17 protein-coding genes and 2 pseudogenes are annotated in these 21,401 nt (G+C 67.4%); 8 read left to right on the plus strand and 11 right to left on the minus strand.

All coding sequences use genetic code 11. The features are described from left to right. Positions 1-186: 186 nt before the first annotated feature. Positions 187-1,314, minus strand: coding sequence for a porin (locus LGN17_RS07490; protein WP_226195728.1), 1,128 nt, complete (start codon positions 1,312-1,314; stop codon positions 187-189). Between the two features lie 607 nt (positions 1,315-1,921). Here LGN17_RS07490 and LGN17_RS07495 point away from each other — a divergent pair. After that, a complete protein-coding gene (locus LGN17_RS07495; protein ID WP_226195729.1) occupies positions 1,922-2,296 on the plus strand; it encodes a YXWGXW repeat-containing protein in 375 nt (124 codons plus the stop codon). A 509-nt stretch (positions 2,297-2,805) separates the two neighbouring features. On the opposite strand, the gene LGN17_RS07500 is transcribed toward LGN17_RS07495, so the two are convergent. Next, entirely contained in the window at positions 2,806-3,192 is a 387-nt protein-coding gene (locus LGN17_RS07500) for a winged helix-turn-helix transcriptional regulator (RefSeq protein ID WP_226196432.1), read from the minus strand. Between the two features lie 276 nt (positions 3,193-3,468). On the opposite strand from LGN17_RS07500, the gene LGN17_RS07505 reads away from it, so the two are divergent. Next, entirely contained in the window at positions 3,469-3,945 is a 477-nt protein-coding gene (locus tag LGN17_RS07505; protein ID WP_226195730.1) for a nuclear transport factor 2 family protein, read from the plus strand. Between the two features lie 264 nt (positions 3,946-4,209). Here LGN17_RS07505 and LGN17_RS07510 read toward each other — a convergent pair whose 3' ends face one another. The 3 genes from LGN17_RS07510 to LGN17_RS07520 all read right to left on the minus strand — a co-directional run bounded on the left by LGN17_RS07510 (position 4,210) and on the right by LGN17_RS07520 (position 7,721). Then, the gene (locus LGN17_RS07510) at positions 4,210-4,821 is read right to left on the minus strand and encodes a cysteine hydrolase family protein (protein WP_226195731.1); all 612 of its coding nucleotides are present in this window, start codon (positions 4,819-4,821) and stop codon (positions 4,210-4,212) included. A 173-nt stretch (positions 4,822-4,994) separates the two neighbouring features. Beyond that, positions 4,995-6,245, minus strand: coding sequence for an MFS transporter (locus LGN17_RS07515; RefSeq protein ID WP_226195732.1), 1,251 nt, complete (start codon positions 6,243-6,245; stop codon positions 4,995-4,997). A gap of 156 nt (positions 6,246-6,401) precedes the next feature. Next, positions 6,402-7,721 carry an MFS transporter gene (locus LGN17_RS07520; protein ID WP_226195733.1) on the minus strand — a complete coding sequence of 440 codons (1,320 nt, stop codon included), beginning with the start codon at positions 7,719-7,721 and terminating at the stop codon, positions 6,402-6,404. Positions 7,722-8,043: 322 nt separating this feature from the next. Between LGN17_RS07520 and LGN17_RS07525 the strand changes: the two genes are divergently transcribed. Beyond that, on the plus strand, positions 8,044-8,961 hold the full coding sequence (locus tag LGN17_RS07525) for a LysR family transcriptional regulator (protein WP_226195734.1): 918 nt from the start codon (positions 8,044-8,046) through the stop codon (positions 8,959-8,961). A gap of 39 nt (positions 8,962-9,000) precedes the next feature. On the opposite strand, the gene LGN17_RS07530 is transcribed toward LGN17_RS07525, so the two are convergent. Continuing rightward, the gene (locus tag LGN17_RS07530; protein ID WP_226195735.1) at positions 9,001-9,456 is read right to left on the minus strand and encodes a MarR family winged helix-turn-helix transcriptional regulator; all 456 of its coding nucleotides are present in this window, start codon (positions 9,454-9,456) and stop codon (positions 9,001-9,003) included. 173 nt (positions 9,457-9,629) lie between these two features. Here LGN17_RS07530 and aceE point away from each other — a divergent pair. Continuing rightward, positions 9,630-10,080 (plus strand): annotated as a pseudogene (aceE, locus tag LGN17_RS07535) (pyruvate dehydrogenase (acetyl-transferring), homodimeric type); the annotation flags it as partial. Positions 10,081-10,418: 338 nt separating this feature from the next. Here aceE and LGN17_RS07540 read toward each other — a convergent pair. The 3 genes from LGN17_RS07540 to LGN17_RS07550 are packed head-to-tail and all read right to left on the minus strand — an operon-like array spanning position 10,419 to position 16,352. Further along, entirely contained in the window at positions 10,419-11,942 is a 1,524-nt protein-coding gene (locus tag LGN17_RS07540) for an efflux transporter outer membrane subunit (RefSeq protein ID WP_226195736.1), read from the minus strand. Continuing rightward, a complete protein-coding gene (locus LGN17_RS07545) occupies positions 11,939-15,112 on the minus strand; it encodes an efflux RND transporter permease subunit (RefSeq protein WP_226195737.1) in 3,174 nt (1,057 codons plus the stop codon). The genes LGN17_RS07540 and LGN17_RS07545 overlap by 4 nt, the downstream gene beginning before the upstream one ends. Before the next feature lie 13 nt (positions 15,113-15,125). Then, positions 15,126-16,352 carry an efflux RND transporter periplasmic adaptor subunit gene (locus LGN17_RS07550; RefSeq protein WP_226195738.1) on the minus strand — a complete coding sequence of 409 codons (1,227 nt, stop codon included), beginning with the start codon at positions 16,350-16,352 and terminating at the stop codon, positions 15,126-15,128. A gap of 79 nt (positions 16,353-16,431) precedes the next feature. Between LGN17_RS07550 and soxR the strand changes: the two genes are divergently transcribed. Further along, the gene (soxR, locus tag LGN17_RS07555) at positions 16,432-16,911 is read left to right on the plus strand and encodes a redox-sensitive transcriptional activator SoxR (protein WP_226195739.1); all 480 of its coding nucleotides are present in this window, start codon (positions 16,432-16,434) and stop codon (positions 16,909-16,911) included. A 124-nt stretch (positions 16,912-17,035) separates the two neighbouring features. Beyond that, positions 17,036-17,283: pseudogene (locus LGN17_RS07560) on the plus strand (LysR family transcriptional regulator); the annotation flags it as partial. Between the two features lie 13 nt (positions 17,284-17,296). On the opposite strand, the gene LGN17_RS07565 reads toward LGN17_RS07560, so the two are convergent. After that, the gene (locus LGN17_RS07565) at positions 17,297-17,950 is read right to left on the minus strand and encodes a TetR/AcrR family transcriptional regulator (RefSeq protein ID WP_226195740.1); all 654 of its coding nucleotides are present in this window, start codon (positions 17,948-17,950) and stop codon (positions 17,297-17,299) included. Positions 17,951-18,099: 149 nt separating this feature from the next. On the opposite strand from LGN17_RS07565, the gene LGN17_RS07570 reads away from it, so the two are divergent. Further along, positions 18,100-19,392, plus strand: a complete 1,293-nt coding sequence (locus LGN17_RS07570; RefSeq protein WP_226195741.1) for an NAD(P)/FAD-dependent oxidoreductase — start codon at positions 18,100-18,102, stop codon at positions 19,390-19,392. Positions 19,393-19,436: 44 nt separating this feature from the next. After that, entirely contained in the window at positions 19,437-19,835 is a 399-nt protein-coding gene (locus LGN17_RS07575; RefSeq protein ID WP_226195742.1) for a DUF3331 domain-containing protein, read from the plus strand. Positions 19,836-20,048: 213 nt separating this feature from the next. On the opposite strand, the gene LGN17_RS07580 is transcribed toward LGN17_RS07575, so the two are convergent. Beyond that, the gene (locus LGN17_RS07580; RefSeq protein WP_226195743.1) at positions 20,049-21,395 is read right to left on the minus strand and encodes an AAA-associated domain-containing protein; all 1,347 of its coding nucleotides are present in this window, start codon (positions 21,393-21,395) and stop codon (positions 20,049-20,051) included. Positions 21,396-21,401: the final 6 nt, after the last annotated feature.

The raw sequence follows: 21,401 nt of genomic DNA on the forward strand, positions 1-21,401 counted from the left end.
CGTCCAGCAACCCAGTGCCTGAAGCGCCTTGCGATCGAGCAATTCTTCCTCCTGACCTCCTTAAAGTCAGGCGTCAGGTTACGCAATCGCTCTCAAACCCTCCACGATTTTCCGCGATGAACCAAAAAAAAGGCGCCCGAAGGCGCCTTTTTTGATGCTGCGAAGCGGGTTACCCCGCCGTCACGCTTAGAAGCGGTGACGCAGACCAACCGTTGCTGCGGTTTGGTTGATCGACGAGCTCGGCAGCGTGTTGATGTCGCCGTTGTAGATCGATGCGCCAACGCCGTTCTTCGCTGCACGCTGGTACACAGCTTGTGCGTAGACATCCGTGCGCTTCGACAGTGCATAGTCAGCTTGCAGGCCAAACTGGTTCCAGTGCGTGCTGCCGTTGTTGATCTTCGCGTTCGTGTACGTGTAAGCAGCACCCAGGCCGAGAGCCGGCGTCAGGTTGTACTTTGCGTTGACTTCGTAGTTATCGGTGCGAACCGAACCCGTACCAACTGCATTGTTGTCGAGACGTGCTTGCGTCCATGCAGCGCCGACTTGTGCCGGACCGAATGCATAACCAGCAGCAGCACCGTACGTGCGGACGCGGCCTTGGCTAGCGATGCCACCGATTGCCGACGACGTTGCGCCGTTACCGTTGGAACCGTCACCCAGGTTCGCTTGCGAATATGCAGCAGCCAGCTTCAGACCCTGGAACTGGTATGCAGCACCCGCGCTGTATGCACGGTTGTTGCCGAAGTTCGTGTTGTTCGAGAACGAGTACGTACCGCCGAATTGCAGGCCAGCGTAGTTCGCGCTCGTGAACTTGATCGTGTTGTTCGATGCGACGTCGCCGGTCGTGCTCAGACGGTCGAGGTTCAGCGGGTGCGCGAAGTACGTGCCGCCCCACGAGCCCGTTGCCGTCAGCGGCGCGAGGTAGTCTTGCGTTGCGTCATACTGCTTACCCAGCGTGACCGTGCCGTACTGGCTCGACAGGCCGACGAATGCTTGACGGTTGAACATGCCGCCGTTGTTGCCCAGCTTGCCGTTACCGATGCCGAAGCCGCTTTCCAACGTGAAGATTGCCTTCAGGCCGCCACCGAGGTCTTCCGAACCACGCAGGCCGAAGCGGCTTTGGTCAATGCCCGAGCCCATCGACCACAGCGACTTGCCGTTCACCGGCTTGCCAGCTGCGTTAACGCCCGTTGCGACGTTGCTTTGGTAGGTGATGCCTGCATCCAGCACGCCGTACAGCGTGACGCTGCTTTGTGCGTGAGCGACGGTAGCAAACGATGCTGCAGCTGCTGCAACGATCAGAGTCTTGTTCATTCGTGGAGCTCCCTTCTAAAAAGAGGCAGGTCTCGCGACCTTGTTCATAAACGGTCTGCAACCGCCCGGGAGCGCCATCGATCCTGCTGGCCGCGCCCGGATAGTTGCCCGTTTGGGAACCGTGAGTTTAGGGGTGTACCCTAGGGGAGCGATCCGCAAATAAAGAAATAAGCTTTTCCAGAACTAGAAATAATAGAAATGGGGCCGCGTTATAAGTATTTGTTTTGACGCTGGTTTTTGGCTTCTTGACAGGGGCTTTTTGGAGGCTTTCATCGCACCATTCTTTCATGTCATCGTCTTGACGGTTGCATAGAAACAACAAACGGATTCGACGCGCCCCCGGAATCGGCAAATTTTACCCGCCTCGGCCTCAGGTTTCAGACGCCGGGCACCTAAAACGCATGCTTCAGCCAGTAAACAGGTGCGTCATTCGTTCAGCGGGTCACATCCGCCCGTCAGCCACCCATATTAGAAAGGCCGTTCTCCACCTGCCGACAGCTCGCCCGCCTGCCGTGACACGCGGTAACAGCCTTAACCGCTCGCGTAACCCGGCCGGCCGACTGGCAGGCTAATGTAAGGCAGCCTCGAATACAGAACAGGACACGCCATGAATCGACGCTCGTTGTTACGCGCCATCGGATTGACCGCCGCCTTCGTCGGCACCGGCGGCTGGCTCCGCGCCGCCTCGGCCCAGCCCGCGCCGCCCGTGTACCGCCCGTCCGGCCCGAATCGCGTGCCAGGCGGCCCGCCCTATCCGGACCGCCCGGGCTTCGCACCGCCGGCCGCCCGGCACGACCGCCGCCCGCCGCCGCCACGGCCGCACGGCTATATATGGACGGACGGCTATTGGCGCTGGCAGCGTGGCCGCTATATATGGGTGCCCGGCCGCTGGGTCGCAAGGCGCCCCGGACGCCGGTGGGTGCCCGGCTACTGGCGCCCCCAGGGACAGGCGTGGATCTACGTCGACGGTACGTGGCGATAGGCAGGCCCCCCGCGGCCCGGCCGAGGGCAGGCCCGGAGCCGGGCGGCGCGGGTGAATCCGCGCCGTTCGGCCCCGACCTCACGGTGCCTGGCAAGCATCTCCGCGAATCCCGCCCCACCCCGCCCCGATGCCGGCGCCCAAACCGCTGGCGAGGTATCCGGTCACGCACGTCGACCATCGACATGCCCGCCGATCTGCGGCGCACCACCTCATCTCGTCTGGATCCTGCCGCACCCGTCGCAAGTCGTGCGCCATGCGGCGGAAGACTGCCGTTTCGGTCGTCCCCGCGCATGCCCTTGCAAACGGAGCACCGCCAGCGCGTCGCCGCATGCGGGACGAATAGAGCGCACCGCAACATCGGCGCCCCTCTCAACCCGACACGATCATTCGGACAACGAAATCATTCAACGGTGACGCGAATGCAGCCGTGCCATTCCATTCCACGCCTCGTCGCGTCGCGCCCGATCCGCACCACGACGCCCATCGACGAGATGGCGCAAGCGCCCCGTTCAGCGTCCGCCGCCCTCCAGGTCCCGTGCACGACGTCGCGCGGCGCAGATCGCGCGATGATGTTCATCGGCCCACCGGATCATCGCCTGCATCGGCGTCAGGAACGAACGCCCGAGGTCGGTCAGCGCATATTCGACACGCGGCGGCACTTCTGCGAACAGCGTACGACTGACGAAGCCGTCCTGCTCGAGGCGCTTGAGCGTGCGCGACAGCATCTGGTTCGACACATCGCCGATCGTCCGGCCGAGTTCGTTGAAACGCATCGTCCCGCCGGACAACGCCTCGAGCACGAGCAGGCTCCACTGGTCGCCGATGCGGTCAAGCACATCGCGAATCGGGCATGGCTGATCGAGTTCGACGGGTTCGTCTGCGGGCGGGAACGACATGACTGGATTCTCTTTCAAGGGCAACGCATGGTCAGCGCGGTGTGACCTGTTCACACCGCGCTGACTTCTTGTGACGGGTTCGCGGCAACTGTACCATTCGATCGGCCCGACAGCCGCATGGATTCGCCAGTTCAACGAAGCATGACGACGGCCCGCGGCCTCGCTTCGACCAGGCTCGTGTATCCGCAACCACGCGCCGTCGATCGCCGCGGCACGCTCGACCCGCCGTCGCGCATCGCGCACCAACCCACGCTTCGTCAGACAAGGACCCGCTACATGTCATCGCTCCGCTCCCCCGTTCGCGCCGTTGCCGCGCTCGTCCTGCTGGCCGCGTCGACGGCCGCGCTGGCCACCGGCCCGGCCACGCGCGACCTGGCCGCCGAGGAAGCCAACCGCCAGCTCGTGCTGACGTTCTACGACCGCTTCTTCAACAAGCACGAAGCCGTCGAGGCCGCCGTTGTCGTCGCGGACGACTACAAGCAGCACAACCCGCACGTACCGGACGGCAAGAAGCCGTTCGTGTCGTACTTCGTCGGCGCGTTCCAGAAGAACCCGGCATCGCGCGCACGCATCGTGCGCAGCGCAACCGACGGCGACCTCGTCTACCTGCACGTGCATGCGACCGAGCGGCCGGGCGATCGCGGCGAAGCGGTGGTCGACATCTTCCGCGTCAAGGACGGCAAGATCGTCGAACACTGGGACGTGATCCAGTCGGTACCGGAAAAGGCCGCGAACGCGAACACGATGTTCTGACGCGCAGGGCCGGCACGTGGTGCGCAACGATGCGCGCCATCCGTCAACGGACGATCGGCCGCCCGCCGGGCCAGCGCGAATGCCCCGCGCCGGCGAAGTCCCCTACAATCGAGCTTCGCCGCCGCGCCGGCCACCGTCCCGCATGACCGCACCGTCAGCCGGCGCACCGTCGTACGCGCAGCACGGCCGGCACGGGCGGCCGTTCGCGAAGACGGTGTCAACGATGAGCCCCGCCCATATTTCCCTGAACAACGCCGGCGACCGTCAGGCGACGGCGAGCGCCAGCACCTGTTCGGTCGTCAGCACATCGCCGAACGTGTCCGACAACGCGGCCAGCGTCGCGCGATGGAGGTCGCGGTGCGACACCGTGCCGCCGTCCGCGGTGTCGAGGTCACGCGTCGCACATGCGTCGTCGACGACGATCACCGCGTAGCCGAGCGGCACCGCATCGCGTGCCGCGCCGGCGACGCATGCATGCGTCATCAGGCCCGTGACGATCAGCGTGTCGATCCCGGCCGCCTTCAGGCGCGCATCGATGTCCGTCGTCGGGAACACGCTCACAGACGTCTTTTTCACCACCGTGTGATGCGCCGCCGGCTGCAGGTCCGCGTGAAAACGGAAGCCGTCGCTGCCGTCGGCGAAGATCGGGCTGTCGGCCGTACCGACGTGCTGGACGTGAAACACCGGCATGCCTGCGCGGTCGGCGAACGCGATCACGCGCTGCGCATTGCCCAGCGCACGCGGCCCCTCCGGAATCGGCAGGCGGCCGCCGAAGTATTCATTCTGGAAATCGATCACCAGCAGCGCGGTGCGGGCGGCGGCGATCGATGTCGGCGCGGTCGCGCCCGCCAGGGTACGGATGGTCGGATGTTGCATGAGTCGCTCTCTCGGTTGGCATATCGAAGGAACGGCGCGCCGGGCCTGCCGGCGCCGCCGGACACGGCCGGAATGGGCTCCGGCCGGGAGACGCCAGTGTCAGGCCGCGCGGCCCGGCACGACAGCGGCCCGCGGGACAACGTCCGACAGGATCGGGCCAACGTGCAAACCGCCTACGACAGCACGACCGTTCGAGCACCCGGCTCCGTGCGGCCGTACGCGACCATCATCGCGAAGCTGAGCAGGAAGCCCCCGCCGCCGATCAGCAGCAGGCCGATCTCGCCGAACACGGGCAGCAGGTTCGTGAGCGCGCCCGTGACGACCCACGCGACGGCCATCACCGAGCCCGCGACGCCGAGCGCCCAGCCTTGCCGGTCCTCACTGACCGCGTCGGAGAACGCCGTATACATCGTCGTATATGCAACCATGTCGAAGCAGCCGACGACCATCGCGAGCGCCCACAGTACGGGCTCGTGCGGGAACAGCGCGGACAGCACCTGGCCGACGCCCGCGACGAGCAGGCCCGTCTTCGCGATGTCGACCACGCGCCACACGCGCAGCATCCGCCGCACGACAACCAGCAGGCCGAACACGAAGCAGAGGCCGATCACGCCGCTGAACAGCCCGAGCCGCGCGCTCGTGTAGCCGAACTTCGCCTGCAGCAGCAGCATGATGGTCTGCAGGTAGAGCCCGTAGCCGACCTGCATCAGGAAGAACACGACCGACAGGAACGCGACGTTGCGCTGGCGCGCGGCCTCCCCGATGATCCGCAGCGGCAGCAGCGGATCGATGCGCGTGTCGCCGCGCGGTGCCGTCGAGTCGCGATACGACGCCCAGGTCCAGAACGCGCAGGCCAGCGACAGCGCGGCGACGAGCACGAACGGCGTGCCGTAGTCGAACAGCGGCGAAATCGTGCGGTCGGACGTGACGCCGCCGAGCACCGGGCCGACGATCACGCCCGCGCTGAACGCGAGCGACATGATGCTCATGTTGTATGCCTTGTTCTCCGGCGTGCTCACGTCCGTGATCGCCGCCTGCGCGATGCCCTGGCAGCCGGCCATCAGCCCGGTGAGCCCGCGCCCGGCCAGCAGCAGCGCGACGCTCGCGTGCCATGCGCCGGCCGCCATCATCGCGTAGCCGGCCGCGAGGCCGAGCACGCACAGCAGCAGGATCCTGCGGCGGCCGTAGCGATCGGACAGGTCGCCCATCAGCGACGAGCCGAAGAACATGCACAACGGGTAGATCCCGTAGCCGAGACCAAGGTAGAAATTGCGCGCATGCGCGCCGGCGTCGACCGGCAGGATGCCCGCGTGCGGATCGCTGAAAATCGCGGACATCATTGGATAGACGAGCCCGAACCCCATCGCGTCGATCGCGATGGCGAGCAGGCAGGGGCCGAGCAGCTTGTAGTCGAGCCGGGACATGGCGACCTTCCGGACAGAGTGGATGATCGCCCAAGCGTAACGACCGGCCGGCGGCCGCGGTAGGCCGCCGGCCGCGATGCTAAGCATCGGCAGGACCGATACCCTGCATGCCGCGCGCGCCGATGGCTCGCCGGTGCGGGCGGCAGGACACGGCCGCTACTTGGCGCTCGCCGGCTCACCCTGGAGAAACTGCCGGCGTGCGAGCACGCACGGTGCGCCGTCGTGCATGAACACGCTCGCGAGCAGCCCGAACGATGCCGCGAACAGCACGTACCACGCAGGTGCGACCGGCGACCCGCTCGCGTGCGTCAGCCACGTGACGATGAACGGCGCGAAGCCGCCGAACACCATCACCGCGACGTTGTAGGCAAGCGCGATGCCGGTCGAGCGCGAACGCGTCGCGAACTGCTCGGCGAGCGTAGTCGGCGCAGGCCCGTAGCAGATGCCGATGATTGTGCAGATCACGAGCTGCATCGCGAGCAAGCGCCCGATGCCCGGCGCGGCAGCCAGCCACGTGAACAGCGGATACGTGACCGTCAGCAGTGCCAGCGAACCGGCGATCAGCACGGGCCGCCGGCCGATGCGGTCGGACACGAGCGCCGCGACCGGGATCGTCACCGTCAGCAGCGCAACCGCCGCCATCTGCACCTTGAATACCTGGTCGAGCGGCAGCCCGAAGGTCTTGTGCACGAACGTCGGCATGTTCACCAGCATCACGTAGAACACAGCCGTGCCGGTGATCGTCTGCCCCATCGACACCAGCACGCCGCGCAGGTTGTCGCGCAGTACGCCCGACACGCTCGCCTGAGGCTCGACGGTCGACTTGCTCGCGTCGAGGAACGCCTCGGTCTCCTCCATGTGTCGGCGGATCCACAGACCGACCGGCCCGATCAGCAGCCCGAGCGCGAACGGCACGCGCCATCCCCAGCTATGCAGTGTCGCCTCCGACAGCGACTGCGTGGCCCACGCGCCCATCGCGGCGCCCGAGAACACCGCGAGACACTGGCCGATCAGTTGCCACGATCCGTACAGCCCGCGCCGGTTCTCCGGCGCGCTTTCCACGAGGAACGCGGTCGCGCTCGCGTATTCGCCGCCGGTCGCGAAGCCCTGCAGCAGCCGCGCAACGACGATCAGGACCGGCGCCGCGGGGCCGATCGCCGCGTACGACGGCGCGAACGTGATCAACGCGATCGACAGCGTCATCAGGAAGATGATGAGCTGCATCGCGGCCTTGCGGCCCTTGCGGTCCGCATAGAGCCCGAGCAGGATGCCACCCACCGGGCGCATGAAGAAGCCGACGCCGAAGGTCGCGAGCGACATCAGCAGCGACGCGTACTGGCTCTCGGCGGGAAAGAACAGCCGCGCGATGATGCCGGAGAAGAAACCGTAAACGATGAAGTCGTACCACTCGAGGGTGTTGCCGACGACAGCGGCAACCACCTGCCGATGCCGCGAGTTCCGACGTGAGTCGCGCATGCTTTTCTCCTGCAGTCTCATGGCGCCGCACCGCATGCGTCCCGCATTCCGTGGCGGGCATGGGCGAACCGGCGGTTCGGATCGCCGGCCGGTGCGCGACAGGCACGCACCGTCGAAACCTCTCGGCCGCACGCACGACCGGCGTGAAACGATCATAGGGATGCCAAAAAACCGCATCAATTAATGCCCGCGGCAGACGATTAGCCGGAGATTAAATGTCTCTCCACCGCGCTTCTGCATGCGAAAAACCCGGAAATTCGCGCATTGTTGCGGTCCCGGTTCTGCGGCAGAATCGTCGGCCGCCCTTTCCGTCGGCCGTACCATGCGCAACCGCATCAACGAAGAAATCACGTTCCGCAAGCTCGAGGTGCTGCTCGCCTTCATGGAGGCCGGCAGCCTCGCGAAGGCCGCCGAGGCGCTGGGCGTCAGCACGGTCAGCGTGCACCGCGCGCTGCACACGCTCGAGGAAGGGATGCACTGCGCGCTGTTTCGCCACGAGGGGCGGAACCTGATTCCGACCGACGCCGCGCAGGTGCTCGCCGAAGTCGCGGGCGAAGTGCTCAAGACGATGACGGACGGGATCCGCTCGACGCGCGAGGCGGCCGGCTACGGCGCCGGCCAGTTGAAGATCGGTTCGCTCTACTCGTTGACGATCCGCACCGTGCCCGAAGTCGTGATCGCGCTGAAGGCGCGCCGCCCCGAGCTGCAAGCCGAGCTCGTGCTCGGCTCGAACGCCGACCTGCTCGACAAGCTCCGGCAAGGCGCGATCGATGCGACGCTGATGGCGCTGCCCGAACCGGACGCCGAAATCGAATCGATCGCGCTGTTCGAGGACGAGATGTTCTTCGCCGCGCCGATCGACTCGCCATACGCGCGGCACGACGCCATCGATCTGTGCTCGTGCGGCGACGCACCGTTCGTGTCGCTCGGCGAAGGCTTCGCGACGCATCACGGCTTCACGGAAGCGTTTCGCGCGGCCGGCGTCACGCCGAACGTCGTGATGCGGGTGGGCGACATCTTCTCGCTGATCAACCTCGTGTCGGGCGGGGTCGGCTGTTCGCTGCTGCCCGGCCGCGTGCGCGACCTGTTCGCGCACAAGATCGCGCTCGTGCCGCTCGCCGGGCCCACGATCCGCCAGACGATCGGATTGAGCTTCCTCCACCGGCGCGAACGCGACCCGAACCTGCTCGCACTCGCGACCGTGTGCCGGCTGACCGTCAAGGGGCCGAACGTGCGGTAACGCCCGCATCGCGCGGCCGGCAGCGCGCGCCCTCCGCCGCTACCTCGCGTCGGCCGACGCGTCGCGCGCCGCGGCGGCCGCACGGTCGAGCGCGGCGGCCATCGCCGCCTGCTCCTTGCCGGTGAACTGGTCGAGAAAGAGTTCCTCAACCGTCGACTGGTACACCTTCCACATCTTCTTGCGCAGCGTTCGCCCCTTGTCGGTGATGCTCGCGTACGCGGCGCGGCCGTCGTCCGCCGAACGGGCGCGCGTGACGAGCCCCTCCTGTTCGAGCCGGTCGACGAGCCGCGTGAGGTTGTAGCGCTCGATCGCGAGCACGTCGGCCAGTTCGTGCATGCGGCGCGTGCCGTCGGGCTCGCTTTCGAGCCCCCACAACGCGTCGTACCACGCATAGGCCGGCAGGCCGGCCGCCGCAAGGCGGCGCTCGATCTCGCGAATCATCGTCCGGTGCGCGCGGACGAACGAAAACCACAGATCGGGTTCGGGTGCGCTCATGTCAGGTCGTTCCTCTCGTTGAATTGCATTTGCAATTAAATCTTACCTCGATAACAATTGCCCCCATACGATTGCAATTGCAACTGTCAGCCCGCCGATCGGCAGGCGTTCCGTCGCGCGACGCGGCGCCACGACCATCGCCCCGCGCAGCCTTATGCTTCTGGAGACATTGCATGACCGCACCTCTCGCGCTACCCGACATCGACCCGCAGGAAACCCGCAAATGACTCGATGCGCTCGAATCCGTGATCGCGCTCGAAGGCCGCCCGCGCGCGCACTACCTGCTCGACCGGCTTTCCGACCTCGACGCCGCACGTCACGTGCGACCTGCACGGCCGCGTGACGACCGCGTACGTAAACACGGTGCCGCGTGAACGGCAACCGGCCTATCCGGGCGGTCTCGCGCTCGAACGGCGCCTGAACGCGATGATCCGCTGGAACGCGATGGTGATGGTGCTGCGCGCCGGCCGGCATTCGAGCGGCGGCGGGCACATCGCGACCTACCAGTCGGCCGCGGTGCTGTACGACGTCGACTTCGACCACTTCTTTCGCGGCCGCACCGACACCTTCGACGGCGACATGGTCTACATCCAGGGCCATTCGGCGCCCGGCATCTACGGCCGCACGGGCCCGGTGGTGGTGGCGACCGACTACATGAAGATCGTCGGCGACCAGATCCGCGCGTTCGTCGACGGCCGACGCTTCGTGTCGCTCGGCACCGACGGCTTCGGCCGCTCGGATACGCGCGATGCGCTGCGCGCGTTCTTCGAGGTCGATCGGCACTTCATCTTGATCGCGGCGCTGACGGCCCTCGCCGACGACGGCGCGATACCACGTGCCAAGGCAGGCGAAGCAATCCGGCGCTACGGTATCGACATCGACAAGGTCGATCCGGCCAGCGTGTAGTCGGGCGGCGCGCGGCAGGCAGGATCGCTCTGGCCGGCCGCGCCGCCGCGCCCGCGCTACTGCCCCGACTGCGCGAGCGGGCCTTGCGGGCCCTGGCCCGTTCCCGACGGCCATCCGCCCGCAAGCGCCTTGTACAGCGCCACCGTCGACGCCGCGCTGCGCATCTGCCCGTCGGCCGCCGCATCCTGCGCCTGCAGCAGCGTGCGTTGCGCGTCGAGCACTTCGTAATAGTCGATCGCACCCGCCGAAAACCGCGCCTGCGCCAGTTGCGCGGCGCGCGCGCTGTCGGTCGCGGCCCGCACGAGATGATCCGTCTCGTCACGTGTGCGGGCGGCGCGCAGCAACGCGTTCTCGGTTTCCTCCAGCGCCCCGAGCACGGTCTGCCGGTACTGCGCGAGCTGGCCGGCCGCTTCGGCATCGCTCGCGGCGATCCGTGCACGCACGCGGCCGACATCGAGGAACGACCAGTCGATGCCGAGCGCGATCAGGTTCGTGTCGCTACCCGCGCGGAAGAACCCGTAGCTGCTCGTCGCGCTGCCGAGCAGCCCCGACAGCGTGAAGCGCGGGAACAGGTCGGCCGTGGCGACGCCGATGCGCGCGGTCGCCGCGTGCAGCCGCGCCTCGGCGGCCGCGACGTCGGGCCGCCGCCGCAGCAAGTCGCCCGGCGTGCCGGGATCGATGTCGGCGGCCAGCGCGGGCAGCGGCACCGGCGTGCCCGCCGACGCGGCTGCTTTCGGAAGATCGAAGCGGCCGATCAGCGCGTCCGGCGTCTGCCCGGTCAGCACCGCGAGCCGGTGCTCGTCGACGCCGATCGCCGCCTCGTACACGGCGATCCGCGACGTCGTCGATTCGTACTGCGCGCGCGCCCGCGCCGCATCGAGTTCGGACCCTCTCCCCGCACCGACGCGTGCATTGATCAGCGCGAGCGTCTGCTTCTGGTTGTCGGCGTTCTCGCGCGCAATCCGCAGTCGCTCCTGCGAGCCGCGCAAATCGACGTACGTGCTCGCCACCTCGCCGGCGATCGCGACGCGCACCGCGCGCACGTCCGCCGCGCTGGCGGCCGTTTCCGCACGCTGCGACTCGATCGAACGGCGCACGCGGCCGAACAGGTCGAGCTCCCACGCGGCATTGATCCCGACGCTGGACGTCGGCGTATCGCGCTGGCTGCGCGGCGCGCCGAACGCCTGGTCCTTGCTCATCAGCTGATGGCCGATCTGCCCGCTCGCGGTAATCGTCGGGTAGCGGTCGAACGTAGCCTGCGACAGCAGCGCATTCGACGCGTCGTAGCGCGACACGGCGACCTGCAGATCCTGGTTCGCCGCGAGCGCCGTGTCGATCAGCTGCGTCAGCACCGGATCGCCGAAACCGCGCCAGAACGCGGCATCGGCATCGGCCGACGCGTCGCGCGGCATCTCCGGCGTCGTACCGGACGGCGCCGCATCGCGCAACGCCGCCGGATGCGCGTCGCGGGCGAACCGCGCGCCCGTGGCCGTGTCGGGCCGCCTGAAATCGGGGCCGACCGCGCACGCGGCGAGCGTCACCGACAGCGCGAGCGCGGAAAGACGGAAAGCGGCGCTCATCGGTTTTCTCCTTCGAGGGTGCCGTGGTGTTCGCTCCACACGGCCGGCGTGCCGCCCGCGAGCTTGCGGATCGCCACGTAAAACACGGGCGTCAGGAACAGCCCGAACAGCGTGACGCCCAGCATCCCCGCGAACACGGTGATGCCGGTGGCCGCCCGCACTTCGCTGCCCGCGCCGCCGCCGATCAGGAGCGGCACCGAGCCCGCGATGAACGCGACCGACGTCATCACGATCGGGCGCAGCCGCAGCTTGCATGCTTCGAGCGCGGCTTCGATCACGCCCTTGCCCTGGATTTCGAGCTCGCGGGCGAACTCGACGATCAGGATCGCGTTCTTGCACGCCAACCCCATCAGCACGACGAGACCGACCTGCACGAACACGTTGTTGTCGCCGCCCGACAGCCACACGCCGAACAGTGCGGCGCAGATGCACACGGGCACGATCAGGATCACCGCGAGCGGCAGCGTCCAGCTCTCGTACAGCGACGCGAGCACGAGGAACACGAGCATCACCGCGAGCGGGAACACGACGATCGCCGCGTTGCTCTGCGTGACCTGCTGGTAGCTGAGGTCGGTCCATTCGAGCGTGATGCCCGGCGGCAGCACGTCCTTCGCGATCTGCTGCAGCTTCTCGATCGCCTGCGACGACGACATCACCTTCGGATCGGCATCGCCGATCAGGTTCGCGGCCGGATAGCCGTTGTAGCGAACGACCGGGTCGGGCCCGTACGCGGGCGCCACCGTCACCATCGAGCCGATCGGCACCATCTCGCCCTTCGCGTTGCGCGTGCGCAGGTTCGCGATGTCGGCGGCCGTCTGCCGGTGGCCGGCATCGGCCTGCGCCATCACGCGGTACACGCGGCCGAACAGGTTGAAGTCGTTCACGTACATCGAGCCGAGATAGACCTGCAGCGTGCTGAACAGGTCGGTCAGCGCGACGCCCTGCGCCTTCGCCTTCAACCGGTCGACCTTCACCTCGAGCTGCGGGATGTTCGCCTGGTACGAGCTGACGGGGTAGCTCATCCCCGGCGTCTTCGCGACGGCGGCCTGGAACGCGGCGAGCGCGTTCTGCAAGGCGCCGTAGCCGAGCCCGCCGCGATCCTCCAGGTACAGCGAATAGCCCGAGCCGTTGCCGAGGCCCTGGATCGGCGGCGGCATCAGCGCATAGGTCATGCCGCCGCCGATCGCCGCGAAGCGCGCGTTCAGGTCCGCGTTGATCTCCGCCGCGCTGCGGTGACGCTGGTCGAACGGCTTCAGGATCACGTACGAATTCGTGATGTTCGGCGTGTTCACGCCCTGCAGCGCGTTCAGCCCGGCAAACGCCGGCACCATCTCGACACCGTCGGTGCCGAGCGCGATCTTCGTCATCTGTTCGGTCACCTCGCTGGTGCGCGCGAGCGATGCGCCTTCCGGCAGCTTCGCGCCCGCGAACAGGTACAGCTTGTCCTGCACGGGGATGAAGCCGCCCGGCACCGCGTTGAGCAGCAGCGTGGTCGCCGCGAGCAGCGCCGCATAGACCGCGAACACCACCCCGCGCCGCTTCAGCGTGCGCGACACGAAGCCGTGATAGCGAACGGAACTGCGGTCGAAGAAGCGGTTGAACGGATGGAACAGCCAGCCGAACGCGCGATCGAGCCCGCGCGTGAGCGCATCTTTCGGCGCGCCGTGCGGACGCAGCAGCTTCGCGGCAAGCGCCGGCGACAGCGTCAGCGAGTTGATCGCGGAGATCACCGTCGAGATCGCGATCGTCACCGCGAACTGCCGGTAGAACTGGCCGGTGACGCCCGACATGAAGGCCATCGGCACGAACACCGCGCACAGCACGAGCGCGATCGCGACGATCGGCCCCGACACCTCGTGCATCGCCTGGTGCGCGGCGTCGCGCGGGCTCAGCCCCTGCGCGATGTTGCGCTCGACGTTCTCGACGACCACGATCGCATCGTCGACGACGATCCCGATCGCGAGCACGAGCCCGAACAGCGTCAGCGTGTTGATCGAATAGCCGAGCAGATAGAGCCACGCGAACGTACCGACCACCGAGACGGGCACCGCGACGAGCGGGATGATCGATGCGCGCCACGTCTGCAGGAACAGGATCACGACGAGCACGACCAGCACGACCGCCTCGATCAGCGTGTGCTGCACCGCGCGGATCGATTCGCGCACGAACACGGTCGGATCCCACACCGGACGATACGCAACGCCGGGCGGGAAACGCTTCGACAGTTCGTCGAACTTCGCATACACGGCCTTCGCGACCTCGAGCGCGTTCGCCCCCGGCGACAGGAAGATGCCGACCACCGCCGATTGCCTGTCGTTGAAATAGGAGCGCAGCGTGTAGTCGCCCGCGCCGAGCTCGATGCGCGCGACGTCGGACAGCTTCACGACCTGGCCGTCGTCGCCGTTGCGCAGCACGATGTCGCCGAACTCCTGCACCGTGCGCAGCCGGCCGCGCACGTTGATCGACAGCAGGAAGTCGTTTTTCTTCGGCGATGGCTCCGCGCCGAGCTGGCCGGCCGACACCTGCACGTTCTGCTCGCGCACGGCGGCGATCACGTCGCTCGCCGTCAGCCCGCGCGACGCGAGCCGGTTCGGGTCGAGCCACAGCCGCATCGCATAGTCGCCCGAGCCGTACACGCCGACGTCGCCGATGCCGGCGAGCCGCGACAGCTCGTCCTTCACGTGCAGCGTCAGGTAGTTGCGCAGGTACAGCGAATCGTGGCTGTTGTCCGGCGAATAGAGGCTCACGTACATCAGCGGCGTCGGCGACTGCTTCTGCGTGGTCACGCCGTACTGGCGCACCTCGTCGGGCAGGCGCGACAGCGCCTGGCTCACGCGGTTCTGCACGCGCACGGCGGCGGTGTCGGGATCGACGCCCTGCACGAACGTGACGACGACCTGCAGGCTGCCGTCGGAGCCTGCGACCGACTTCATGTACATGATGCCTTCGACGCCGTTGATCGCCTCTTCCAGCGGTTCGGCGACCGATTCGGCGATTTCCTTCGGGTTCGCGCCCGGGTACGTCGCACGCACGACGACGCTCGGCGGCACGACTTCCGGGTATTCGCCGGCGGGCAGCATCGGGATCGAGATCAGGCCGATCGCGAAGATGACGATCGACAGCACGACCGCGAAGATCGGCCGGTCGATGAAGAATCGGGAGAAATCCATTGCCTGTCTCCCGTTATTGCACGGCCGGCGCGCCGGCGTCGGCCACGGCCTGCGCGCCGCTGCCCGGCCCGTTGCCCTCGCCGGTGCCGGCACCGGCGGCAGCGCGTGCAGGGAGCGCCTTCGGCTTCACCTGCGCGCCCGGATAGTAGATCCGCTGCATGCCGTCGACGACCACGCGATCGCCCGCCTGGATCCCCTTCTCGATGATCCGCTCGCCGTCCAGCCCGCGGCCGATCGTCACGTCACGGCGCAGCGCCTTGTCGCCGGGGCCGATCACATACACGTACTTGCGGTCCTGGTCGGTGAGCACGGCCTTGTCGTCGACGAGCAGCGCATCCTGGTCGTGGCCGCTGACGAGCTGCACGCGCGCATACAGGCCCGGCGTAAATGCATGGTCCGCATTCGGCAGCCGCACACGCGCGCGGATCGTGCCCGTTTGCGGGTCGAGCCGGTTGTCGAGAAAGTCGACGGTGCCCGCATGCGGGAAGCCCGTCTCGTTCGCGAGGCCCACGCGCACCGGATCGGCGCCGATCGCGCGGTGCTTCGGATCGGCACGCCGTGCGTTGTAGCGCAGGTAGCTCTGTTCGTCGCAGTCGAAGTACACGTAGACGGGGTTCTGCGACACGACGGTTGTCAGCAGCGTGTCGTCCGCGCGCGCCAGGTTGCCGACGGTGGTGACCGCGCGGCCGACGCGGCCCGCGATCGGCGCGCGCACTTCGGTGAAACCGAGATTGAGCTTCGCGTCGGCGACGGCCGCATCGGCCGCCTGCAGGTCGGCGCGCGCCTGCTCGGCCGTGGCGCGTGCGTTGTCGAGTTCTTCCTGCGACGTCGCATGCGCGTCGATCAGCGTCTGCACGCGCTTGAGCTGCACGTTCGCGAGGCTCGCTGCCGCGCGGGCCCGCTGCAGCTGCGCGTTCGCGCGATCGAGTGCGATCCGGTACGGGCGCGGGTCGATCTCGAACAGCAGCGCGCCCTGCGCGACCAGGTCGCCCTCCTTGTAGGCGACGCGCTGCAGATAGCCGCTCACGCGCGGCCGCAGTTCGACGGCATCGACTGCTTCGACGCGGCCGTTGAATTCGTCCGCGAGGCGGATCGTGCGAGGCGCGATAGTGGCGACGCCGACTTCGGGAAGGGCTTGGGCCGACGATGCGCCTTTGCCGTCGTGACAGCCCGACAACGCCAGCAGCAGTGCGCAGGCCGCGCCCAAAGGCGACGTCCTGCGTAGGGATAAGGAGAGCATGATGCCTCGCGAGGGTTAAACTGCCGCGTAGCATAAAAGTTGAAGTTAACTTCAAGTCAAGTTTTCCCGGAGGTGCATCATGGGTATCCAGGAAATGCCGCAATGGCCTCTGCTGTCGATCCGCGAAGTGGCCGCGCGCAGCGGCGTGCCGGCGTCGACGCTGCGGTTCTACGAGACACGCGGGCTCATCAAGTCGCACCGCAACGGCTCGAGCCATCGCCACTATTCGCGCGCGGTGCTGCGGTTGATCGCGTTCATCGTGTTCGCGCAGAAGATCGGCTATTCGCTCGACGAGATCGCCGAGCAGCTCGTCAGCCTCCCCGAGGACACCGCGCCGAGCAACAAGGACTGGCAGCGGCTGTCGCGCGGCTGGAAGCAGCGCGTCGCGAGCCGGATCGAGGAGTTGCAGCGGCTCTACATCAACCTCGACGAATGCATCGGCTGCGGCTGCCTGTCGCTGAAGCGCTGCAAGCTGACGAACCCGGAAGACCGCGCGGGTCGCAACGGGCCCGGTGCGCGGCGCTGGCTCGGCGATGCGCCGCCTACGGACATCAAATGACAGGCAGGCCGGACGTGGCGCGCGATGCCCCACCCGGCCGCCTGGATGGATGGCGTCACCCGACGCGCCAGCCGTCGTTCACCGCGATCGTCGCGCCGGTGACGAACGACCCACGCGGCCCGGCAAGCCGCACCCGATGCAGACGACGGCCCGGTGCGTCGCGAGCGGCACCGGCGTCGCGCTGACGCAGCGCCTGTTCGTGCCGATGCAGCCGCAAGGCATGACGTTACGTTCTGCGAACTGAAAGAGGCGGGCAACCCGCTCGCATACGAGCTGGCGATCGCGCACCCGGCGCCAGGGCCGCTCGCCGATGCGCTGCGCGAGACCGCGCGAAGCGCGGTGCGCGAACGGGTGCGGGTGCTGGCGGCGTGACCGCGCGCCGCGCTCAGACGCCGACGACGTTGAACGCGGCGTCGGCCACGGCCTTGCGGAACGCGTCCTGCCGCGTGGGCAGCGACGTGTACTCCAGCATCATGTGGCTGTACGACACCGTCGTGCCGATCGCGTTCGCAAGCATGAAGAACAGCACGGTCGGATCGACCGGGCGAATCACGCCGGCCTCGACGCCGTCCGACAGCAGCGGAAACAGCACGTCATAGTACGGGCGCACGAGCCGCTCCTGCAGCCGGTAGAGACGCCCCCCCACTTCCGTCGCTGCCGTCGAGAAGAACATGCCCACGTCGGGCTCGTCGAACTCGTGCTCGACGCACAGCTCGATCGCGCGCAGCACGCGGTCGCGATGCGACAGCGGCGACGTGCGCAACGCGCGCAGGGCATCGAACATCGGCTGGGCGAGCTCGGCGATCTGCTCGAGAACCGCCAGCCACAACGTTTCCTTCGTACCGAAATGGTGCGCGATCAGCGCCGCATCGACCCCCAGCTCGCGCGCGACTTCGCGCACGCTCGTCGCGTCGTAGCCACGTTTGGCAAACATTTGGCGCGCGGCCCGCAATATCACGTCCGGCCCCACGGCCGCCCCGGCCAGCGGCCGCCCTCGCATACGCCGCTTGGCCGGCGCGCGCTCAGTGACTTCAGTCACGTCTTCCTGCTCTCCTTGAATGATTCGAATACCCCTGCTCAGGCCCCGCTTTAGCGGCGCCAAAAACCGGGTGACCTGCCCCGCTCCGTTGACACGCGAAGCCGGGAAGCGCTACGATCATACCTTATTCATCACGTGATGATTTATCCATGACAACCCCTACACGCATCGTTATCGTCGGCGGCGGGATCGCCGGCCTGCAACTCGCGACCCGCCTGGGCGAGCGCCTCGGCCGGTCCGGGCGCGCCCAGGTCACCGTCGTCGACCGCAGCCCGACCCACATCTGGAAGCCGATGCTGCACACGATCGCGGCCGGCACGCGCGACGTACAGCAGCAACAGGTGATCTTCCTCGCCCATGCTCGTGACCACGGCTATGCGTACCAGCCCGGCGAACTGAAGGGGCTCGATCGCGCACGCCGCCGCGTGCAGCTCGGCGAGATCCGCTCGCAGGACGGCGAACTCGTGCTCGACGCACGCGAGCTCGAATACGACGTGCTGATCCTCGCGCTCGGCAGCCAGGCCAACGATTTCGGCGTTCCGGGCGTGCGCGAGCACTGCTATTTCATCGACAGCCAGCGGCAGGCCGAGACCTTCAACGAAGCGTTGCGGATGCGCGTCTTTCGCAGCATCGCGCGCGACGAGCCGTTCCGCGTCGCGATCGTCGGCGCGGGCGCAACCGGCGTCGAACTCGCGGCGGAGCTGAGCCGCCTGCTGGAAGTGGCGCAGGCGTATGGCGACGCGACGGTACGCGAGCGACTGCAGCTCACGCTGCTCGAAAGCGGCCCGCGCATCCTCGCCGCGTTTCCGCCGCGGATTTCCGCGTCCGCGCAGCGCCGGCTCGAACAGATCGGCTTTCACGTGCTGACGTCGACCCGTGTCACGTCCGCCGACGCGAACGGCTTCCACTACGGCGACGGTTCATTCGCGGAAGCGGACCTGATGGTCTGGGCGGCCGGCGTGAAGGCGCCCGATTTCATGCAGGCGCTCGACGGCCTCGACACGAATCGCGCGAACCAGATCGTCGTCGGGCCGACGCTGCAGGCCACGGGCGACGAGCACGTGTTCGCGATCGGCGATTGCGCCAGCCTCCTGCCCGACGGCCAGGAACGGCCGCTGCCGCCCACCGCGCAAGTCGCGACCCAACAGGCCGAGCACCTCGCGAAGCACTTGCCTGCATGGCTCGACGGCACGCCGATTCCGCCGTTCGCGTTCCACGATTTCGGCGCGCTCGTCTCGATCAGCGACTACGACGCGTTCGGCACGCTCGGGCAGTTCGGGTTCTTTCGCGGCGGCTTCATCCAGGGGCGTTTCGCGCAGTTCAGCCACCTGATGCTCTACCGGCGGCACCAGCAGGCGCTGCACGGCCTCTCCAAGGCGACCCTGCTGTGGATCGCCGAACGGATCAACGGCTGCGTGCAGCCGCGCATCCGCCTGTCGTGATGCCGCGTGGCGGTGTCGCGTAACGTTTTTCGAGGAAAACCGACATGAACAACCGTTTAGCGCCCTGGCTCGTGACCGTCGCCGCGATCAGCAGCTTCGACATGCCGTCCGTCTCGTGGGGCGTGCCGCGGCGGCGCAGCGTCACGCGCGACCGGCTGCCGTCGTGGGATGCGACGAGCAAGCCGTCCATCAACGTGCTCGAGCGGCCCACGGCCGACACCGTGATGATTTCATGGCGCGACGCATGCACCGGGCACTACGGTTATCAGAAGTGGCGGCTGTTCACCACGCGCAAGCGCGGCGTGTGTGCGCTGTCGGGGCAGCCGATCGAGATCGGCGACAGCGTCTATGCGCCGCAATTGCTCGGTTCGACGCCGGGCAACGCCGCCGCGATGGTGCTGGCCGAGTACATCGACGCGGCCCGCCCCGCCGAGGCGGCCTGAAGGCCCGAAGTTCGGCCCGGGATCCCGCTTCAGGCCGTGGTGACGCGATCCGTATCGCGGACCGTCTCGTTCATCCGTGCTTCGGCTTGCGCAGGCCGTCGAGGTTGAATGAATAGCCCGTCGGCAACCCTGTCGGCCATGCAACAGGCTCCGACGGAGGTGCGGCATCGATGACGGATGGATGCGGCACCCCATGCAACCACTTCGCGACTGTCAGCTCTCGACATCCTCGAGACTGAACACCTCGGTCTTGTCGTTATACGAGAACACTTCCCCGTAACGCCCCCAGTCGATCACCGCGTCGAGCGTTTCCTCGGCCGCTTCGTCGGACAGGAAATCCTCCAGCTCCTGCTCGAAGCGCACGCGCGGCGCACGATGGCCCGGACGCTCGTTCAGCACCTTCTTGATCCGCGCGGCGAGCGGCACATGCTTCAGCAGGTGATCCGCGAACATCAGCTTGCGCTCCTGCGTGCCGAATTCCGCGAACACGCGCGCGGGCGGCGTCAGGAACACGTCCCCTTCCCGTACGTCCGCGAAGCCGAGGTGCTGCAGCACTTCGGCGATCGGGAACAATTCGTCGACCTCGAGGTGCAGCGTGCGCGCGATTTCCGGCATGTCTGCGCGGCCATGGTACGGCGCCATCGCGAGCGTCTCGATCAGGCCGGCCATCAGGTTGGTCGACACGCGCGGCATCCAGCTGCCGAGCTCGAGCCCCTTCTTCGTCGCCTCGCCGGTCTGACGCGCGGTCATCTTCGCGTAGATGTCGTCGACGAGCTTGCGGAAATCGGTGTCGAGCCGGTTGCGCGGATGCTTGAACGGCACCTTGATCTCGGCGATCACGCGGCCCGGGTTCGACGACAGCACGAGGATCCGGTCGCACATGAACACCGCTTCCTCGATGTTGTGCGTGACGATCAGCACCGACTTGATCGGCATGCGGCCCTGCGTCCACAGGTCGAGCAGGTCGGTACGCAGCGTCTCGGCCGTCAGCACGTCGAGCGCGGAGAACGGCTCGTCCATCAGCAGGATCGTCGGGTCGACGACGAGCGCGCGCGCAAAGCCCACACGCTGGCGCATGCCGCCCGACAGCTCGCGCGGATATGCATTCTCGAAACCGTCGAGACCGATCAGGTCGATCGCGGCAAGCGCACGCTCGCGCCGCTCGCGTGCGCCGACGCCGAGCGCTTCGAGGCCGGCCTCGACGTTCTGCAGCACGGTGAGCCACGGGAACAGCGCGAAGGTCTGGAACACCATCGCGACGCCTTCGGCCGGGCCGCGCAGCGGCTGGCCGAGATAGGTCACTTCGCCGCCGGTCGGCTCGATCAGCCCGGCGATGATGCGCAGCAGCGTCGACTTGCCCGAGCCGGAACGGCCGAGCAGCCCGACGATCTCGCCTTCGCGCAGCGACAGGTTCGCATCGTCGAGCACGAGCAGTTCGCCCTGCGACTTGTTGAAGCCGCGACAGACATGATCGACGCGCAGGATTTCGTCGCCGAGGCGCGGTGGCTGCAGCGGCTGGGATGTCTTGACGGGGGCGTTGATAACGGTCGAATTTTGCATCGCGCT

This window comes from Burkholderia sp. AU30280, assembly GCF_020420125.1.
Classification (GTDB): domain Bacteria; phylum Pseudomonadota; class Gammaproteobacteria; order Burkholderiales; family Burkholderiaceae; genus Burkholderia.

Coding starts and splice junctions, on each gene's coding strand:
- LGN17_RS07490 (WP_226195728.1), bottom strand. CDS start 1,314: ATGAACAAGACTCTGATCGTTGCAGCAGCTGCAGCATCGTTTGCTACC.
- LGN17_RS07495 (WP_226195729.1), top strand. CDS start 1,922: ATGAATCGACGCTCGTTGTTACGCGCCATCGGATTGACCGCCGCCTTC.
- LGN17_RS07500 (WP_226196432.1), bottom strand. CDS start 3,192: ATGTCGTTCCCGCCCGCAGACGAACCCGTCGAACTCGATCAGCCATGC.
- LGN17_RS07505 (WP_226195730.1), top strand. CDS start 3,469: ATGTCATCGCTCCGCTCCCCCGTTCGCGCCGTTGCCGCGCTCGTCCTG.
- LGN17_RS07510 (WP_226195731.1), bottom strand. CDS start 4,821: ATGCAACATCCGACCATCCGTACCCTGGCGGGCGCGACCGCGCCGACA.
- LGN17_RS07515 (WP_226195732.1), bottom strand. CDS start 6,245: ATGTCCCGGCTCGACTACAAGCTGCTCGGCCCCTGCCTGCTCGCCATC.
- LGN17_RS07520 (WP_226195733.1), bottom strand. CDS start 7,721: ATGCGCGACTCACGTCGGAACTCGCGGCATCGGCAGGTGGTTGCCGCT.
- LGN17_RS07525 (WP_226195734.1), top strand. CDS start 8,044: ATGCGCAACCGCATCAACGAAGAAATCACGTTCCGCAAGCTCGAGGTG.
- LGN17_RS07530 (WP_226195735.1), bottom strand. CDS start 9,456: ATGAGCGCACCCGAACCCGATCTGTGGTTTTCGTTCGTCCGCGCGCAC.
- LGN17_RS07540 (WP_226195736.1), bottom strand. CDS start 11,942: ATGAGCGCCGCTTTCCGTCTTTCCGCGCTCGCGCTGTCGGTGACGCTC.
- LGN17_RS07545 (WP_226195737.1), bottom strand. CDS start 15,112: ATGGATTTCTCCCGATTCTTCATCGACCGGCCGATCTTCGCGGTCGTG.
- LGN17_RS07550 (WP_226195738.1), bottom strand. CDS start 16,352: ATGCTCTCCTTATCCCTACGCAGGACGTCGCCTTTGGGCGCGGCCTGC.
- soxR (WP_226195739.1), top strand. CDS start 16,432: ATGGGTATCCAGGAAATGCCGCAATGGCCTCTGCTGTCGATCCGCGAA.
- LGN17_RS07570 (WP_226195741.1), top strand. CDS start 18,100: ATGACAACCCCTACACGCATCGTTATCGTCGGCGGCGGGATCGCCGGC.
- LGN17_RS07575 (WP_226195742.1), top strand. CDS start 19,437: ATGAACAACCGTTTAGCGCCCTGGCTCGTGACCGTCGCCGCGATCAGC.
- LGN17_RS07580 (WP_226195743.1), bottom strand. CDS start 21,395: ATGCAAAATTCGACCGTTATCAACGCCCCCGTCAAGACATCCCAGCCG.